At 52.8% G+C, this 18,105-nt stretch carries 13 protein-coding genes; 11 read left to right on the forward strand and 2 right to left on the reverse strand.

Annotated features, from left to right (window positions below; translation table 11 throughout):
* Positions 1–5: 5 nt before the first annotated feature.
* The gene (gene fliD / locus QLG07_RS01565; protein ID WP_282468293.1) at positions 6–1,409 is read right to left on the reverse strand and encodes a flagellar filament capping protein FliD; all 1,404 of its coding nucleotides are present in this window, start codon (positions 1,407–1,409) and stop codon (positions 6–8) included.
* A 279-nt stretch (positions 1,410–1,688) separates the two neighbouring features.
* Between fliD and QLG07_RS01570 the strand changes: the two genes are divergently transcribed.
* The 4 genes from QLG07_RS01570 (at position 1,689) to QLG07_RS01585 (ending at position 11,237) form a co-directional block, all read left to right on the forward strand.
* Positions 1,689–2,894, forward strand: a complete 1,206-nt coding sequence (locus QLG07_RS01570; RefSeq protein ID WP_048915722.1) for a FliC/FljB family flagellin — start codon at positions 1,689–1,691, stop codon at positions 2,892–2,894.
* A gap of 469 nt (positions 2,895–3,363) precedes the next feature.
* On the forward strand, positions 3,364–6,624 hold the full coding sequence (locus QLG07_RS01575) for a glycosyltransferase (protein ID WP_348994600.1): 3,261 nt from the start codon (positions 3,364–3,366) through the stop codon (positions 6,622–6,624).
* A 3-nt stretch (positions 6,625–6,627) separates the two neighbouring features.
* Positions 6,628–10,095: a glycosyltransferase gene (locus QLG07_RS01580; protein ID WP_282468295.1), complete on the forward strand. Its 3,468-nt coding sequence runs from the start codon at positions 6,628–6,630 to the stop codon at positions 10,093–10,095.
* 14 nt (positions 10,096–10,109) lie between these two features.
* The gene (locus QLG07_RS01585) at positions 10,110–11,237 is read left to right on the forward strand and encodes a DegT/DnrJ/EryC1/StrS family aminotransferase (RefSeq protein ID WP_282468296.1); all 1,128 of its coding nucleotides are present in this window, start codon (positions 10,110–10,112) and stop codon (positions 11,235–11,237) included.
* Positions 11,238–11,269: 32 nt separating this feature from the next.
* Here the strand turns inward: QLG07_RS01585 and QLG07_RS01590 are convergent, their stop codons facing one another.
* A complete protein-coding gene (locus QLG07_RS01590) occupies positions 11,270–11,866 on the reverse strand; it encodes an acyltransferase (protein WP_282468297.1) in 597 nt (198 codons plus the stop codon).
* Between the two features lie 341 nt (positions 11,867–12,207).
* Here QLG07_RS01590 and QLG07_RS01595 point away from each other — a divergent pair, with 341 nt between their 5' ends.
* From QLG07_RS01595 to tcyN, 7 genes are all read left to right on the forward strand, one after another.
* Positions 12,208–13,176, forward strand: a complete 969-nt coding sequence (locus QLG07_RS01595) for an HNH endonuclease signature motif containing protein (protein ID WP_048915727.1) — start codon at positions 12,208–12,210, stop codon at positions 13,174–13,176.
* A gap of 158 nt (positions 13,177–13,334) precedes the next feature.
* The gene (locus tag QLG07_RS01600; RefSeq protein ID WP_048915728.1) at positions 13,335–14,057 is read left to right on the forward strand and encodes an RNA polymerase sigma factor FliA; all 723 of its coding nucleotides are present in this window, start codon (positions 13,335–13,337) and stop codon (positions 14,055–14,057) included.
* Positions 14,058–14,100: 43 nt separating this feature from the next.
* Entirely contained in the window at positions 14,101–14,604 is a 504-nt protein-coding gene (gene fliZ / locus QLG07_RS01605; RefSeq protein WP_099753916.1) for a flagella biosynthesis regulatory protein FliZ, read from the forward strand.
* 210 nt (positions 14,605–14,814) lie between these two features.
* Complete coding sequence (locus QLG07_RS01610; protein ID WP_048915730.1) at positions 14,815–15,795, forward strand: D-cysteine desulfhydrase; 981 nt, start codon at positions 14,815–14,817, stop codon at positions 15,793–15,795.
* A 13-nt stretch (positions 15,796–15,808) separates the two neighbouring features.
* The gene (gene tcyJ, locus QLG07_RS01615) at positions 15,809–16,612 is read left to right on the forward strand and encodes a cystine ABC transporter substrate-binding protein (RefSeq protein ID WP_048915731.1); all 804 of its coding nucleotides are present in this window, start codon (positions 15,809–15,811) and stop codon (positions 16,610–16,612) included.
* Positions 16,612–17,280 (forward strand): cystine ABC transporter permease, encoded by a 669-nt coding sequence (tcyL, locus tag QLG07_RS01620; RefSeq protein WP_048915732.1) that lies wholly within the window; start codon positions 16,612–16,614, stop codon positions 17,278–17,280. The genes tcyJ and tcyL overlap by 1 nt, the downstream gene beginning before the upstream one ends.
* Entirely contained in the window at positions 17,277–18,029 is a 753-nt protein-coding gene (gene tcyN, locus QLG07_RS01625; protein ID WP_048915733.1) for an L-cystine ABC transporter ATP-binding protein TcyN, read from the forward strand. Before tcyL ends, tcyN begins: the two co-directional genes overlap by 4 nt.
* Positions 18,030–18,105: the final 76 nt, after the last annotated feature.

Raw genomic sequence — 18,105 nt, forward strand, 5'->3', positions numbered from 1 at the left:
GCTCCTTACTTGGTTGTACTGCTTGAAGTCTCAAACTGCGACGTCAGATAGCTACTGGTGTTGTTGAGCTTGCTGATCGTCACGTCCAGCGCGGTGAACTGGGTTTTTAAGCGCGCAATAGTGGCATCGATATTGTCGCTGACCTTGTTGTACTGTTGGGTCAGATTGTTCAGCGTTTTGCTGACGCCGTCGGTGGCCGCCTGCACCATGCCGGTGCTGGAGAGCCAGCTGGTCAGGTTGTTAGAGAGCTTAGTCGCGATGCCGGTGGTTTTACCGTCGCCAACGATCATTGCCTTAATGCCGTCCGGATCTTTCGCCAGGGCCGCATCCAGTTTAGTCTGGTCGGTATTCAGCTTGCCGCTGGTTGGATCGGTCGTAATGCCAATCTGTGACAGGGTTTTGTAAGTCGAGGTGCTGCTGGTATTGGTCAGCATATCTTTCATCTGCGACTGTATAGTACGCAGAGTGCTGTCGCCCAGCAGGGCACCATTGGTGGTGTCCTGCGCATCTGTCCCGGCATCCACTTTGGTGTATTTGGTCAGGGAGGCAAAGGCATCCTGCAGGGTGTTATAGGCTGTCACCCAGGCGGCAATCGTGCTGGACGCGCTGCTGGTATCTTTAGTCACGGTCAGCGTCTGGGTGCCGGTGGTTTCCCCGCTCAGGTTCAGCGTGATCCCTTCCAGCGCATCGCTGATAGTGTTGCTGCTGTTCTCAATCTCGACATTGTTAACTGACAGCTTGGCATTCTGCGCCGCGATGCTCTGCGTCATATTACTGCTGCTGGTGCCGTCATAATTGAGCATGCTTTGCAGCGCGCTGTCACCGCTGACGTTGATCGTGGCCGCATTGTCTACGCCGGTTTCGTTCGACGTCATGGAGAGACGATAGCTGCCATCGCCCGTTTTAATAATGCTGGCGGTGACGCCGGCATCGGATTTATTGATCGCGTCACGAATGCCGGTCAGCGAAGAGTTCGCGGCGCTTACCGTCACGTCTACTGCTTTATCACTGCCCGCCAGCTTAATTGAGATAGTGCTGTCAGCCGTCGCCAGCGCGGTGCTGTTACTGCTCTGGGTTGCCGAGGTCAGCGTCTGGGCTGACGCCAGCTGCGTGACGGCAATGGTATATTTACCTGCTACCGCCCCCGTAGTGCTGGTGGCGCTGAAAGCGGTAGAGCTGCTGACTATTTTATTGGCGCTGAACAGCGTGGCGTCATTCAGCTTGGTATTGGCCGTTTGAAAGGTGGTCAGCGCGCTTTTCATGGTGCTGTAGGCGCTCAGCTTTGAGGTGTAAGCCGTCTGCTGTGTTGAGATCGGCTTTAGCGCTGCTTTTTCCGCCGCCTGCATGCTGTCGAGAATCGAGCTTAAATCCAGGCCGGAGCCGATACCCAGGGTAGAGATGCTAGCCATGATATTTCCTTTATAGAGTCAACACGGAGAGTGAATACCGTGGTTATCGGCCATTGATGCACAAAGTTTACGATTAATTATCCGGCGGCAATAAAACGAATAGCGGTAATAAAGAGGGGTATTTCAGCGAGTAGGGGGAAGTGAAAAAAAATCGGCGCGGAACTAAAAAAATTCTAAAGGTTACCGTGGGGCAGACGATAACAACTTTGACGGCGATGAAGCCGGGGGGCAAACAAGCCCAACCACTTAACCCGAAATGATTTAACAGGAAACTTTATCATGGCACAAGTAATCAATACCAACAGCCTCTCGCTGATCACTCAGAACAACATCAACAAAAACCAGAATGCTCTGTCTACCTCTATCGAGCGTCTGTCTTCTGGCCTGCGTATCAATAGCGCGAAAGATGACGCTGCGGGCCAGGCGATTGCTAACCGCTTCACCTCTAACATCAAGGGCCTGACTCAGGCTGCGCGTAACGCTAACGACGGTATCTCTGTTGCACAGACTACTGAAGGCGCACTGTCAGAAATCAACAACAACTTACAGCGCGTTCGTGAACTGACCGTTCAGGCTTCTACCGGTACTAACTCATCTTCCGACCTGTCTTCCATCCAGGACGAAATCAAATCCCGCCTGTCTGAAATTGACCGCGTATCGGGTCAGACTCAGTTCAACGGCGTGAACGTTCTGGCTAAAGACGGCAAAATGTCTATCCAGGTTGGCGCCAACGATGGCGAAACTATCGATATCGACCTGAAGAAAATCGACTCTAAGACTCTGGGTCTGGACAGCTTCAACGTGAACGGTCCTAAAGGTACTCTGACTGCAGCAACTGGTACCGCGGCCTTCAGCGGTTACTACGGTGCGACTACTGCAGTGTCTGGTGCAACTGTTGCTGAATCTGGCGCAACTGACGACCTGTCTACCCGTCTGGGTCTGGCATCTGGCGGCGCAGCTGTTGATGCAACCAACGTCTACAAAGATGAGAACGGTAACCTGTTTGCTAAAGTGACTATTAAGTCAACTTCGGCTGCTGAGACCAACAACCTGAAAGCGAATGGCTTTGATATCGCCAGCGGTGCAAGCCAGGACTTCTACGTAGCGGTTGATCCACAGTCTGCGGACAGCACCTCCACTACCGGTACTGCCCAGTTCAAAATTGATACCAAATCACTGAGCCTGTCTAGCCTGACTACCGGTTCAACTTCTGGCCCTCTGGATAAACTGGACCAGGCGATTGCCAGCGTCGACAAGTTCCGTTCATCACTGGGTGCGATTCAGAACCGTCTGGGTTCTGCGGTGACTAACCTGAACAACACCACCACCAACCTGTCAGAAGCACAGTCACGTATTCAGGATGCTGACTACGCGGTTGAAGTGTCTAACCTGTCTAAAGCGCAGATCGTACAGCAGGCGGGTAACTCTGTGTTGGCTAAATCCAACCAGGTTCCACAGCAGGTTCTTTCTCTGCTGCAGGGCTAATTATCTCCACGATAACCTGGCTAATCAACCCCGCTTCGGCGGGGTTTTTTTTTGCCGGAACATAGTCATTAACGCTGGGATTAGCCGTGTAATTAACGCTTTTTTTCTCAATTGATTCTAAGTGCGCTGGCTATTATGACCAGAATCATTTTCCTCTGCGCAATACGTTGACAGCAAGCAGGAGCCGGGAGAGCCACAGGTCATGACCCAGACAGCCCAAGTTAGCATTATTATTTTTACTCAGTATCCCCTCTGGCTTGATGTTGCGCTTGAAAGCGCACTGGCACAGGATTATCCCCATTGTGAAATTGTGGTTGCCGATTACAGTGGTGATAAGCTTGTAACGCAGCAGCTTGCAGGACGGCTGGATCTGCCGGCAGAGACTGTTCGGCATCTGGTTTTAGAAAAAAACCAGCCTGACAGTTTAGAAAAAAGCATCCGGGCCGCTCGCGGCCGATATGTCAAATGCATGAGCAGCGCTGAGGGGCTGGCACCAGACTGTATCAGCCGTCTGATAAGTGGATTACAGCGTTTCCCGCAGTGCCGGGTTGCCTCATCCAAACGCCAGCGTTTCGACCCGCAAGGTGTGGCGCTGCCAGACGTGCTCTCCACCGCACCATTACACTCAGCGGCCTGTATTATTAATGGTAGAGATTTCCTGCGCTGCCAGATTCGCACAAACTACAGCCTGTTGGGCGGACTTACGGGGTCACTGTTTTACCGTGACGATCTGCTAAAGCTGATGGATGATGGCCACGGTCTGTTAACGCTTGACGGTGAGCAGATGCCGGGTATTGAAGCGCTGATGATTTACAGTAAGCTGCTGGCGCACACCGATCTGCTGTGGTACCCACAAGTGTTAAGCAATATACGCTTCTCGGCCGTTTACAGGCAGCCACACCAGCTGGAAAGTGATGAAAATATTAGCAACGTACGCGATAAGCTGTTTGCTTCACTGAAGTCCCAACCCTGGCTTGCAGAAGGAGGCCTGTCCGAAACGGTGCGTTTGGCTGAACTGACATATCCGGATACTTTTGTTACCAGTAATCTACTCACTACCCAGCAGCGTCATATTGCGAGTGAGGCGATGAAAGAATGGAATAGTCACCGCTCTCTGCAACCCTTCCAGCGCCAACGCCTGCAGCAGCTGTCAGCGGAGTTTCCGCAGCCAGTTAACGTGGCCGTGGTAATAACCGTAACTGCAGAAAACCGGGAAAAGTTACCTGAAACGTTGGCTTCGCTCGAGCATCAGGGAGTTGCGACACTCAAACTGAATCCACTGATTGTAGGGGTGATTGACGAGCCTGTATCAAACCCGCCCTGCTATAAAGCGGATGACGATAGCCGCATTGAGGTAATTAATCGTCTTATTCATCAGCATGACAATGCGTGGTATATCTTTGTTGAGGCGGGCGCCTGTTTTCAGCCATCGGGGTTGATTGCGCTCTCCACTACATTGCTGCAGGCTGACGGCATGTTGGCTATTTTTGCCGACGAGTACTTTTATCTCGGCGATGATCCATCAGGGGTGATTTTCCGCCCGGATTTCAACCTCGATTTGTTCCTCAGTGCCCCAAAAATGATGGCGCAGCACTGGCTTTTTCGTCGTGAACTTTTGTTGGCAGCTGAAGGATTTGACCTGAATTATCCGCAAGCGGCCGAATTTGATTTGATTGTGAAAATGATTGAATCACAGGGGCTTAATGTGGCGGGGCATCTGTCGGAGCCACTGCTGACTGCACAGTTGCCGAGCCGTTCGATTATTGAAGATGCTGCCGTTATTGAACGCCATTTACATAATCGTGGCTATCCTCAGGCGCAGATTGCACTGGACAAATTTTATAACTACCGGCTTCGCTATCAGCATCCTGAGCAGCCTAAAGTATCAATCGTAATTCTGGCCAACTGGCACCTGCCGTCGCTGGTCAGCTGTGTGACAACGCTGTTAGAGAAAACCCGCTATCTCAATTATGAACTGCTCATCGTTGCTGATGGTCAGGCGAGTAGCGGGCGCGATAGCTGGCTGGAAACGATAGCCGGTGTCGATCCGCAACGCATTCGCGTGCTGCCATACCACGGCAACTATCACCACGGCGCAATGGCAAACCTTGCAGCAGAGCAGGCTGCGGGGGAGTACTTGATGCTGATGCACTGCGAGCTGGCGGTGATCGACGGTGAGTGGCTGGATAATCTGCTTAATCATGGACAGCGTCCTGAAGTCGCTGTCGTTGGCGGCAAGCAGTTAACCTCTGAAAATAAGGTTCGTCACGCCGGCTATATACTGGGTATGAACGGTGCGGCAGGTGATGCGTTTCGCGGTATGGACGATAATCATCCTAGCCAGCAGGGACGCCTGCACCTGGACCAGAATTACACGGCCGTCTCGGGTGATTTTATGCTGGTGCGCAAAGCAGTATTTTTCGAGCTGGGTGGGTTTGACTGCGATATCCAGCTTTATGATGATGTCGATTTCTGCCTGCGCGCACGCAATGCAGGCTATATGACGGTATGGACGCCCTATGCACGTATTCTGCGGCCCGCTGCACGTAATAACCCTTTCCCCGGTGAGACGGTGCACTCCTCCAGCAAGCTTAAGCAAATGGAAGAAGATAAGTTATTTGCCCGCTGGATGCCTGTTATCGCCAGCGACCCGGCATTCAACGCCAATCTGTCGTTAAGAAGCCGTCATTTCGATATTGAGGGCGACAGTACATTGAACTGGCGCCCCGCACCGCGCCAGAATCTGCCAGTGTTTCTGGCCCACAATGCAGATCTTACCGGTTGTGGTCACTACCGGATGATGAAGCCCTTTGAGGCAATGCAAAATGAAGGCCTGGCTGAAGGCAAGGTTAGCATGACGCTGCTGAATATCAGTGAGCTTGGACAGTTTAAACCCGACAGTCTGATTATTCAGCGCCGCTACTCTCCCGCTTTTCAGAACTGGATAGAGCGCATCGGTAAACTGCATAACGTATTTAAAGTGTTTGAACTGGATGATTACATCCTGAACGTGCCGATTAAGCACAATAACCGTCAGCATTTTAAACAGGAAATTACCGGACAGCTGCGTAAAAGCCTAAGTTTCTTCGATCGTTTTATTGTCTCAACTGCACCGCTGGCTGAGGCGATGAGCAATATGCATCCGCATATCCAGGTAGTGAAAAACCGCTTGCCTGATGATATATGGGCTCCACTGCAAAGTCTGCGTAACCAGGGGCGTAAACCTCGCGTGGGCTGGGCTGGAGGGGCAAGCCATCGTGGCGATCTGGAGATGATCGTCGATATTGTTAAAGAGTTTGCTAATGAGGTTGAGTGGGTGTTCTTCGGCATGTGTCCCGATAAGCTCAAACCCTTCGTGCATGAATATCACCAAGGGGTGGACATAGCCCTCTACCCTCAAAAACTCGCTTCTTTAAACCTTGACCTGGCGCTGGCTCCGGTTGAGGACAACATTTTTAATATCTGTAAGAGCAATCTGCGCCTGCTCGAGTATGGCGTGTGCGGTATTCCGGTAATTTGCAGCAATGTTGCCTGCTATATGGATGATGACTTGCCCGTCACCCGCGTCAATAACCGATTTATCGACTGGCGCGACGCTATCCGTATGCATCTTGCCGACCCGGATTCCAGCGCACGGATGGGCGCAGAACTTCAGGCGTCAGTGCGTCGTGACTGGATGCTGACTGGAGTTAACGTGGTCGAGTGGGCACGCGCATGGAGTGCAAACTAATCTATGACCCAAACTCCCGTCAGCACGCCGATGCCCTATATTATCTTGGCACCTGGTTACAAAGAGTCCTCACTAGGCATACAGGTGATACATCGCCTGTGTCATCTGCTAAACGAGTCGGGTCAGAGTGCCCGACTTATTGAATGCGATGTGAATCCTGCATGGAATACGCCTGTAATCTCTTTCGAGAATTATCTGGCCTATTCTGAGGGCGGTGAATCCTGCATCGCCATCTATCCGGAAGTGGTTCAGGGTAATCCGCTCAATGCGCCGGTTGTGGTGCGCTATATGCTTAACCGTGAAGGCGTGATTGAAAAAAAAGCGATGAATGCCAAAGGGGAGGATCTCTTCTTTTGGTACCGTTCAGAATTTGCTGGCAAGGCTTTTGCACCCGATATGCTTGAGTTGGAGGCGTATGACACCACGCTATTCTGCGATGATTCGTCAGTAAAAGATCTCGATCTTCTCTATATCAACCGAGTTCCCCGGCAAAAAATTGATTTCACCACGCTGCCTGCAGGCATTCGCGTTCTCTCCATGGAGCAGCCGCTGTCGTTGTCTGAACTGGCTGCCGTTCTGAAGCGCGGGCGCGTGCTTTATACCTATGAATCCTCAGGAACCTGTTTCCTTGCAAACCTTTGCGGCTGTCCGGTAGTGGCGCGTTCCATGCCCGGTTTTGAAACCCTGGCAGTAAATGAAGACACGGTCAGGGATGTGGGCGGTGGGGTAAGCTGGAGTGACGCGCCAGAAGAAATTGCACGCACGCGTCAGGCACTGCCTGCGGTAAGACAGTGGCTGTTTGCTAAACGTGAGAAATTAGCAGATCAGCTTCAGAGATTTATTGTGCAAACACAGCAGCGTGCAGCGGAAATCCGTCAATGGTTGCCTCAATATAGCGTGCAATCCTGGTTAACAGAGCGTGAGCTGACGGCGCAGCAGCAGCAGCAAGTAGTCGATAACATCGCCCGACTGCCGCAGTCGTCAACGCTATTGATTGTGGTGCGCAACGATGGACACAGCCGGGCCAGTCTCGACAGGACGCTCGCCAGTCTGGCCGCATGCCATGCCCACTATCCACATTTTCGGGTAGCGCTGACCACTCCGCTTAACGTGCGAGAAGAAGAGCTGCAGTCGGTAAGCATACTTAGTGACAGTCATACCTTACAGCACGCCGAAGAACAGTGGTTACAGGTGGTGGATGCTGGCGTCACTTTCTGTACTCAAGCTTTCTGCAATCTTGGATTAAGTTTGAGCAACGCTCCAGAGTGTTTCGCGCTGTTTGCCGACGAACTGAAAGAAGAACAGAACGGCGAGCTGGTTGACGCACTGCGGCCAGACTTTAATCTTGATTTGGTATTGAGCACGCCTTGGCTCTATGCGCGGCGCTGGCTGTTCCGACGTGATGCAGTAAACAGCATTGCCCTTGAACTCGACGTCAGCCTGGTCGCCTGGGAGCTGGAGGCGATTACCCGTTTGATTGAACAGCATGACATTACAGGTATCGGCCATCTTAGTGAACCGCTGCTGGTTGTTCCTGAGAGATTGCTGGCGCCCGACCAGATCGATATAGCGGTGATTCAACGTCACCTGCAACAGCGCGGGTATCCCGACAGCTGGGTGCAGTGCGATGGCGACAAGCCTTGGCAGCTTTGCTATGGCGATACGCAGGCCTGTGTCGTATCGATAATTCTTCCTGCCTGCAATAGTTTGCACAATTTGCAGGTCGGTATAGAGCTGATGCTGGCAAAAACCGCGCATGAACAGTATGAAATCATCATTGTGCGCGACGCAGCGACTGACGCAGCAGTGAGTCAATGGCTTGACTCTATTATTCAATCGCAAACTCGCAAAATTCAGGTCGTGAGTGTTGCAGGAAAAGTGAACCAGGCGGCGTTATATAACGCCGGAGCTGTCGCTGCTCAGGGAGACTTCATCCTGCTCATCAATCCACATTTAATTGTCATTCAGCAACAGTGGCTGACGTGTTTACTTAATCATGCCCAGCGACCTGAAGTCGGCTATGTGGGTGGCAAGATTGTTTCGCTCAATCGCAACCTCATTTTATCAGCCGGTGAGATGCTGGGTGGTGAGGAGATGTGTATACCCGTTGGTTATGGTGCATCAATGGACGAAGCGGGATACATGCAGAGGCTGCAAAGTGACCAGAATTATACGGTGCTGAATTACGCTTGCCTGTTGATTAAGAAAGAGGCCTGGATCTGTGTGGCGGGCCTGGACGAGGAGCTAAAGACCCTTAAGCAGCAGAATATTGACCTGTGCCTGAAACTACGTAGGGCCGGTTATATGGCGGTCTGGACACCGCACTCTGTGATTGCCTGCGATGACTTTTATCTTTATCCCTCAGGAAAAGCGGTCACCACTGAAGAACAGCAGGCTGATTCTGTGCTCCATGCACGATGGTTCCCACTGCTACTACGCGATCCAGCCTATAACGACAACTTTTCCCCGCTGCGTAAATTGTTCAGACTGGAATGTCGCCCGGGAGTTATTGCCCCAGCGTTTGCAGATCGAGCGCTGCCACTGGTACTGGGCGTGGTCCCATCGGGTAATACATTGGCACCCGACTATCATGTGACGGCCATCCAAACGCTGGCGCGTAAGAGGGTGATCGACGCCATCATCATGGAAAGCGCGTTGGATTATGCCTCTATTTACCGCGCTAATGCCGATGCATTGGTGATAAGCAGCGAGCTGCAAGAAAGTACACGGGCCGTTCTTGTATCACTAAAAAAACGACCTGAAACCTTGATTAGTCTGATGACGTCGCCATCGTGGATTGCGGATAAGGGAAGACAAGGCACCGATCTGACAGGGATTGATCGGCTGGTTGTGCAGAACGATGCACAGGCTAAGGCATTGCGCCACCTTGGCCGACCTGTAGTGATCCAGCCGCGTAGTCTTAGCCTTTTCACTTCACAGGTGAAAGCGCTGCATTTTGAGGGAATGAAACCTCGCATACTCTGCAACACATGCGAACTGAGCAGTGTTGATATTGAGCTGGTACAGAATCTGGTGCGCGAGCTAGCCTCAGAGGTTAGCTGGCAGGTACTTGGCCCGCTGCCCGCAGGTTGGGAAGCGTGGATTGAACAGCATTACCGCTATCCGGGCAGTGAATATTATCTGCCGCTGCTGGCCAGTATTGAGACTGACCTGGCGATCATCCCACGTGCTGACAACAAACTGAATCGACTTAAAGATCATTTTAGTCTGATGGAATTTGCCGCCTGTACTATCCCGGCACTGGTTAGTGATGTGGAGAGCTTGCGCTGTCATATTCCTGCCTTGCGGGTGCGTAATCGCAAGGCTGACTGGCAGGATGCCATATGGAGGGCTGCAGCCGACCGTACCGCTTTAAAAGCTTTAGCCCTCAGCGCACAACAATCGCTGCGGAAAACGGACTGGTTAACTGATGAAACAGTGAACGAGCATCTGCGTATATGGTTATCCTAAAAAAGGTTAACGACATGAAAAATAATGTTTTTGTTACCAGTCCCTTACTGCCACCTTTGGAAGAATTTATTCCTTACCTTGAGCAGATCTGGGATAACAAGCAGTTGACCAACGGGGGGCCATTCCACCAGGCGTTGGAGCAGGCGCTAGCTCAATATCTGGGTGTTGAGCATATCTGCCTGTTTGCCAATGGTACACTGGCGCTGGTGACAGCCCTTCAGGCACTGAGGGTGACGGGGGAGGTGATTACTACGCCGTACTCCTTTGTCGCCACGTCTCATTCTCTGCTGTGGAATGGTATCAAGCCAGTATTCGTCGATATTGATCCCGTTACGTGTAATCTTGATCCAGCGAAAATTGAAGCGGCGATCACTTCAAACACCAGCGCCATTCTTCCAGTACACTGTTACGGCATTCCCTGTGATGTTGATCGTATTCAACACATTGCTGACAATTACGGCCTTAAAGTAATCTACGATGCTGCCCATTGCTTTGCCGTAAAACAGCAGGGTCTAAGTCTACTGAATCATGGTGATTTATCGATCCTTAGTTTTCATGCCACTAAAGTGTTTAACACTTTTGAAGGGGGAGCCATTATCTGCCCGGATGCTAAGATAAAACGTCGCATTGATTATCTCAAAAACTTCGGTTTTGCAGATGAAACAACCGTCGTGGCTCCTGGTATTAATGGCAAAATGAATGAATTTCAGGCTGCCTTCGGCATGTTGCAACTCAAGCATATTGACGCAGCATTAGCCGTGCGGAAAACGGTTTACGAAACCTATCGACTTTCACTGGCGCATATTCATGGCCTGACTTTCCTTGACGCACAGGAAAGCACGCAGTGGAACTATGCTTACTGTCCAATATTCATTCATGAGGAATTATTCCCCATTAGCCGCGATCAGCTTTATCAGCTGCTTAAAGATCAGGGGATTTTTGTCAGGCGTTATTTTTATCCGTTGATCTCCGAGTTCCCGATGTACAAGGGCTACGCCTCTTCAGCCGCAGATAATCTTCCAGTAGCAAGTAAAATGGCTCAGTGTGTGTTGTGCTTACCAATTCATCCCACGCTTACTGCTGCAGAGCAAAGTAGGATTATTAATATTGTTCTGGAGGCAAGCGGGGCAAGAGCGGCATGACACAATTAGGGAGTGCCAATACAGGCGCTTCCTCAATACTGAGACTTTAATTGTTGAGAAAGAAATTCACGCTCCAGATCTAGCAGCTTCTTTTTACGGTCTTTTATTTTTTTTGCCGGAGCACCAAAATATACTCCCCATTCTGGAAGACTTTTCGTCACCAAGGAAAGAGCACCAACGCTGGAACCCTCGCCAATCGTGACGCGGGGAAGAATAACAGTCCCTGAGCCAACTATTACATGACGGTCTAATACAACTTCACCTGCTGATACGCTGGTAAATTTTTCGTCAACTGTAGGGTTGGTCAAAAAATTACCTGAGTAATCATCAGTTTTGCTATAAATTTTCACGCCCTGAGAAATACCACTAAAATCATTAAGTGTAATGCCAGCACCTGCGGATAAGAGTGCATAGCCGCCGATATGAATAAAAGAACCTAATGATAAAAATCCTGCTCCACTGGCTACAATTGTGGAATAGCCATCAATTCTGACGTGGTCACCAATCGATATATTTTGTACGCCAATGATGGTACAGTTTTTCGCAATAGCGATATTTTTTCCGAGACGATTGAAGCCGAACTCTTTTAATTCGTCCTCATTATAATAACCCACGTCAAAAGGATTCATGCGTCACCTGCTTATGCAATGTAAAGTTGAGCCATCATCGCCCCGCGCAGAGATAGCCAGGAGTGATGAGATCCTATGTTGAGAGCCATCACGGCTACTCAAACCCTGTCTATCTCAGTTTTAGTGTAAATGAGTCGCTGATCTCTAATGACGGAAATAGCGGCTTTAAAGCGTGCTAATCATAGGGATAGTGATAAAAATTTGCTAAATACACTCCTGAGCAACAAAACCTTCTTACAGATTCGTCACATCCTGCCGATAACTAAGGTCATTGTTATTTAACTTTTGCCACCTGCGTACAGCGACTGTGCGAGGTGAATTTCAGCTTGCTGGAGTGTACTATGCGCTTCAATTATGACTTGTTACCCGGGGAACTGCTGCCGTTTGAGGAGATAAACGACCGCTACAGCAAAAAGTACCCTGACGATAAATCGTTGACTACCCGGGGGTTGCTTAGCCCGTCGACCTCCAGCAAGAACTGGACTATCCGCGCGATATTCGCCAGCAAAGATAGCCATATTCCGCTGGAAGACCTGCTGTTTATCAGCAACGATAACGAACGCAAAAACTACCTGCAGCGCTTCGAACACTATTTGCAGCGCCAGGAGAGCTTCCTCTATTTCCGTCGTCCGCTGGAACCCGCGCCGTGGAATAGCTGGAAGGTGATGGGTGAGAGCAGGGTGCTGGCAATGCTGGATCCGGCATCCATTATGGCGCAAAGCCTGCTGCAACAGCGTGGCTATACCTTAACCCTGCTGCGCAGTGATGAAGAGGATGAGTACTGGCAGCTGTACGACCGCCAGTCGCAGCCGTGCTTCGAATACTCGCGCCAGCTGCAGTTTATTGTGGTGCTGACCTCGCCGCTGCTGCCGCCGCCTGCCGGGGTGATCCAGGGGACGCAGGTCGGGCGGCGTGTAAAAGCCCGGCTGTGGCATCGTGCCAGCCATCATGAGTTCAGCAATGCGGTACGCGCGCGCTACGGCGCCTGCGTCATCACCGGCACGCTGCTAACCGACGAGCAGGCGTGGCCGTGGGTGGAAGCCTGCCACATCGATACGCGGGAAAATGAGCAGGGCTTCCTGCTGGATAACAGCGCGGATAACGGCCTGTTTCTGCGCAGCGACCTGCAACGGCTGTTTGCCAGTAAACGGCTGTCGATTGACCCGTTGAGTGGTTCGGTGCATTTTCGCCGCACGTTACAGGAAGATAACACCCTGCTGCCGTTTTATCAGCAGCTGGAAGGGAAAGTCTGCGCCCTGTGGTCACAGGTGCCGGAGAGCACGCGTCAGCGTTTATCACTGAAAGCCTGATTACGGGGATCCCCGCGTCCTCTTTTTGTGACGCCGGGGATCTTTCAGGGCGACAAAAATGAAATAACCCGCCTTTTTTACCGCTATTCCCCCAATCAAAATGCCCTACAGAAACAGATAATCGTGCCGATAACTTAATTAACGCAGGGTAGGTCAGAGTGAACGATCTATATACCGCCGATGGCGTGATGGACAAACATTCGCTGTGGCAGCGATACATACCGCTGGTTCGCCATGAAGCGTTGCGCCTGCAGGTCCGTCTGCCGGCCAGCGTGGAGCTGGACGATCTGCTTCAGGCTGGGGGTATCGGGCTGCTGAATGCCGTAGAGCGCTACGACGCCCTTCAGGGCACCGCATTTACCACCTACGCCGTTCAACGCATTCGTGGCGCGATGCTCGACGAATTACGCAGCCGCGACTGGGCACCACGCAGCGTGCGCCGCAATGCGCGCGAGGTGGCGGGTGCCATGCATCGGGTTGAACAGGCGCTGGGGCGCACGGCATCCGAGCAGGAAGTGGCTGCGCAGCTTGATGTGTCGCTGGAGGAGTACCGGCAGATCTTGCTGGATACCAATAACAGCCAGCTGTTCTCTTACGACGAATATCGTGAGGAACACGGTGACAGCGCCGAGCTGGTGACGGATGGCCACGAAGAGGCTAATCCACTGCACCAGCTAATGGAAGGGAATCTGCGCGAACGCGTCATTGAAGCGATCGAAGCGTTACCCGATCGCGAAAAAATGGTGCTGACGCTCTATTACCAGGAAGAACTGAATTTGAAAGAGATTGGCGCCGTGCTGGAAGTGGGGGAATCCCGCGTCAGCCAGCTGCACAGTCAGGCGATCAAACGCCTGCGCGCCCGGTTATCGGGAGCGCGCTGACAAAGTCAGTTTTGCACTCTCAACACCAACCGGGGAATCTCGCATGGGATCCAAAATTAAAATGAGGCCGTTGAGCCGTTATTTGAAAGACTACAAACACAGCCAGAGTAACTGTTCCCACTGCGGTAAGGTACTGGACAGAATGGCGCTGGTTTTTCGTGGTCAGATCATTAACAAAGAGGCCATCGCCCGGATGGATCAGCTGATCGACGATCAGGTCTGGTTAAAATTACAGAATGAGCTTACGGCACTGTGCCGTTTTTGTAGCGATATCTTTTGCAACACGCATCCGACTTACTTTGACATCATGGCGTTCAAGCAGTACCTGTTTGAGCAGACCGAAATGAGCCACAGCACCATTCGCGAATACGTTGTTCGCCTGCGTCGCCTCGACGATATGCTGTCAGCGCGTAATTTTCCGGCGGAAAAACTCAAAGGCCCGAGCTGGCATGAGTGCCTGGAAAATGACCTGCCGGATGCCGGCAACAATAACTACCGTATTGCCCTGCGGAAATACGATCAGTTTCTCGGCTGGCAGCGTAATTAATACCCTTCATCCTTGAAGCTGCAACTGCGTTGGCTGCATGCGCTCACCCCAGTCACTTACTCGTGTAAGCTCCTGGGGACTTATGCACTTGCCGCCTTGTTGCAACGCCAATTATTTTGGGTATAGGTAAGTACGAATTCGAAGGTGACCAACCGGTCATCTTCTGTAACACTGTAGGGATAATATTAAACGCCTGCTGCGGAGGCTGCGTTGTCCTTACTGAATATCAATAATTTCCCCCGTCTCGAACTACTGGGTGCGCCCACGCCGTTAGAGCATCTTCCCCGCCTGTCCGAATATCTGGGCCGCGATATCTTTATCAAACGTGACGATGTCACGCCGGTTGCCCTGGGCGGCAACAAGCTGCGTAAGCTTGAATTCCTCGCAGCGGATGCCCTGCGTAACGGTGCCGACGTGCTGCTGACGGCAGGGGCGATCCAGTCTAACCACGTGCGCCAGACGGCGGCGGTGGCGGCGAAGCTTGGCCTGAAGTGCGTGGCGCTGCTGGAAAACCCGATTGGAACCCACTCTGCCAACTATCTCAGCAACGGTAACCGCCTGCTGCTGGAGCTGATGGGCACCGAGATCATTATGGTCGATGCGCTGCACGCGCCGGATGCGCAGTTAGAAGAGCAGGCCACGCTGCTGGAAGCCCAGGGCTTTCGCCCGTATGTGGTGCCGGTCGGCGGGTCGAACGCGCTGGGTGCGCTGGGCTACGTTGAGTGCGCGCAGGAGATCGCCCATCAGAGCGAAGGCGTGGTCGATTTTGCCGCAGTGGTGGTTGCCTCCGGCAGTGCCGGGACGCATGCCGGGCTGGCGGTGGGGCTGGAGCTGCTGCTGCCGGACACCGAACTGGTGGGCGTCACCGTGTCGCGCAAAGTGGCGGATCAGCTGCCAAAGGTGGAGAAGATCCGCGCCGAGCTGGCGCACTCATTAGCCGTGACCAGCAGCGCGCCAATTACGCTGTGGGATGACTATTTCGCGCCGCGCTACGGCGAGCCGAATGAAGAAGGCATGGAAGCGATTAAACTGCTGGCGCGTCTGGAAGGTATCTTCCTTGATCCGGTCTACACCGGCAAGGCGATGGCCGGGCTGATCGACGGTATTGCGCAACAGCGCTTCCGTCGTGAAGGGCCGATTGTGTTTGTTCATACCGGTGGTTCACCGGCGTTGTTTGCATATCATCAATAATAATGGGGTTGCTATGAAATTTTCGAAAGTTCGTCGCCAGTTGGTGATGGGAACCATGGCGCTGGCGCTGGTCGGCGGTATGACTATGCAGGCACAGGCAGCGGATGAAAACCTGCTGGCGAAAGTCAAAGAGCGCGGTTCGCTGCAGGTGGGGCTGGAAGGCACTTATCCGCCGTTCAGCTTCCAGGATGAGAATGGCAAGCTGGCCGGCTTTGAAGTCGACTTCGCCGAGGCGCTGGCGCAGCACCTGGGCGTTAAGGCCAGCCTGAAGCCGACCAAGTGGGACGGTATGCTGGCGTCCCTTGACTCTAAGCGCATCGATGTGGTGATCAACCAGGTCACTATCTCCGACGAGCGTAAGAAGAAGTATGACTTCTCTACGCCTTATACCATCTCCGGTATCCAGGCGCTGACCAAAAAGGCCAACGCGGGCAGCATCACCAAGCCGGAAGATCTGAGCGGCAAGAAAGTCGGCGTGGGTCTTGGCTCAAACTACGAGCAGTGGCTGCGCGAGAACGTGAAGGGCGTGGACATCCGTACTTATGATGATGACCCAACGAAATACCAGGATCTGCGCGTAGGCCGTACCGATGCCATCCTGGTCGATCGCCTGGCGGCGCTGGATCTGGTGAAGAAAACCGGCGATACCATGGCGGCAGCAGGCCCGGCATTCTCCCGTCAGGAATCAGGCGTGGCGCTGCGTAAAGGCAACGCTCAGCTGCTGGATGCTATCAACAAAGCGATTGCTGATATGCAGAAAGATGGCACCATGAAGAAGATTTCTGAAAAATGGTTTGGTACGGACGTAACTAAATAATGCACGAAAGTCTGCAACTGGTGCTGGATTCAGCACCATTTTTACTTAAGGGCGCACTGTTCACGCTGCAGCTGAGTATTGGCGGGATGTTCTTCGGCCTGCTGCTCGGCTTTTTGCTGGCGATGATGCGCCTTTCCCATTTCTGGCCGATTGCCTGGCTGTCGCGTTTTTACGTTTCAATTTTTCGCGGCACGCCGCTGATCGCCCAACTGTTTATGATCTACTACGGCCTGCCGCAGTTCGGCATTGAGCTGGACCCGATCCCGTCGGCGATGATTGGCCTGTCGCTGAATACGGCGGCGTATGCTTCTGAATCCCTGCGCGGGGCGATTGCCGCCATTGAGCGCGGGCAGTGGGAAGCGGCGGCCAGTATCGGCATGTCGCGCTGGCAGACGATGAAGCGGGTGATCCTGCCGCAGGCGGCACGCACCGCGCTGCCGCCGCTCGGCAACAGCTTTATCAGCCTGGTTAAAGATACCTCGCTGGCGGCCACCATTCAGGTGCCGGAGCTGTTCCGTCAGGCGCAGCTGGTCACCTCGCGCACGCTGGAAGTGTTCACCATGTATCTGGCGGCATCGCTGATTTACTGGGTGATGGCGACGCTCCTCTCCTTCCTGCAAAGCCGGCTGGAAGATCGTGTCAACCGCCAGGATCGGGAGTCGAAATGAGTACCATTGAAGTCAGTCAGCTGGTAAAGAAATTTAACGGCCAGACGGTGCTGCACGGCATCGATCTGACGGTAAATGCCGGGGAAGTGGTGGCGATTATCGGGCCAAGCGGCTCCGGGAAAACCACGCTGCTGCGCAGTATTAACCTGCTGGAAGTGCCGGATAGCGGCACCATTCAGGTCGGGGCGATCCGCGTGGACGCCGCACAGTCGATGTCGAAGCAGAAAGAGCGCGTGCGCCAGCTGCGCCAGCAGGTCGGCTTTGTCTTCCAGAACTTCAATCTGTTTCCGCACCGTACGGTGCTGGAGAATATCATTGAAGGGCCAACCATTGTTAAAGGGGAGCCAAAGGCAGAAGCGATAGCGCGCGCCCGTCAGCTGCTCGAACGGGTGGGGTTGCAGGGCAAGGAAGAGAGTTATCCGCGCAAGCTTTCCGGCGGCCAGCAGCAGCGCGTGGCGATTGCCCGTGCACTGGCGATGCGCCCGGAGGTGATCCTGTTTGATGAGCCGACCTCGGCACTGGATCCGGAGCTGGTGGGAGAAGTACTGAACACCATCCGTTCGCTGGCGCAGGAGAAGCGCACCATGGTGATCGTCACTCATGAGATGAGCTTCGCCCGCGATGTGGCCGACCGCGCCATCTTTATGGACCAGGGTAAAATTGTGGAGCAGGGTGCCGCCCGCGAGTTGTTCTCTAATCCGCAGCAGCCGCGCACGCGCCAGTTCCTCGATAAATTCCTCAATCATTAAGTCTTCAGCGGGTCGACCAGAAAAGAAGGTCGACCCCTGAGGTATTCCCATAAAAATTAATCCCAATATTATCGCG

It is taken from the genome of Erwinia sp. V90_4 (assembly GCF_029967685.1).
Taxonomy (GTDB): Bacteria; Pseudomonadota; Gammaproteobacteria; order Enterobacterales; family Enterobacteriaceae; genus Erwinia; species Erwinia aphidicola.

What these genes read in the sequence shown, in the direction of transcription:
- QLG07_RS01575 (WP_348994600.1), top strand. Translation starts at nt 3,364, where the DNA reads ATGAGCAGCGCTGAGGGGCTGGCACCAGACTGTATCAGCCGTCTGATA.
- QLG07_RS01570 (WP_048915722.1), top strand. Translation starts at nt 1,689, where the DNA reads ATGGCACAAGTAATCAATACCAACAGCCTCTCGCTGATCACTCAGAAC.
- tcyN (WP_048915733.1), top strand. Translation starts at nt 17,277, where the DNA reads ATGAGTACCATTGAAGTCAGTCAGCTGGTAAAGAAATTTAACGGCCAG.
- fliD (WP_282468293.1), bottom strand. Translation starts at nt 1,409, where the DNA reads ATGGCTAGCATCTCTACCCTGGGTATCGGCTCCGGCCTGGATTTAAGC.
- QLG07_RS01580 (WP_282468295.1), top strand. Translation starts at nt 6,628, where the DNA reads ATGACCCAAACTCCCGTCAGCACGCCGATGCCCTATATTATCTTGGCA.
- QLG07_RS01585 (WP_282468296.1), top strand. Translation starts at nt 10,110, where the DNA reads ATGAAAAATAATGTTTTTGTTACCAGTCCCTTACTGCCACCTTTGGAA.
- QLG07_RS01590 (WP_282468297.1), bottom strand. Translation starts at nt 11,866, where the DNA reads ATGAATCCTTTTGACGTGGGTTATTATAATGAGGACGAATTAAAAGAG.
- fliZ (WP_099753916.1), top strand. Translation starts at nt 14,101, where the DNA reads ATGGGATCCAAAATTAAAATGAGGCCGTTGAGCCGTTATTTGAAAGAC.
- tcyL (WP_048915732.1), top strand. Translation starts at nt 16,612, where the DNA reads ATGCACGAAAGTCTGCAACTGGTGCTGGATTCAGCACCATTTTTACTT.
- tcyJ (WP_048915731.1), top strand. Translation starts at nt 15,809, where the DNA reads ATGAAATTTTCGAAAGTTCGTCGCCAGTTGGTGATGGGAACCATGGCG.
- QLG07_RS01595 (WP_048915727.1), top strand. Translation starts at nt 12,208, where the DNA reads ATGCGCTTCAATTATGACTTGTTACCCGGGGAACTGCTGCCGTTTGAG.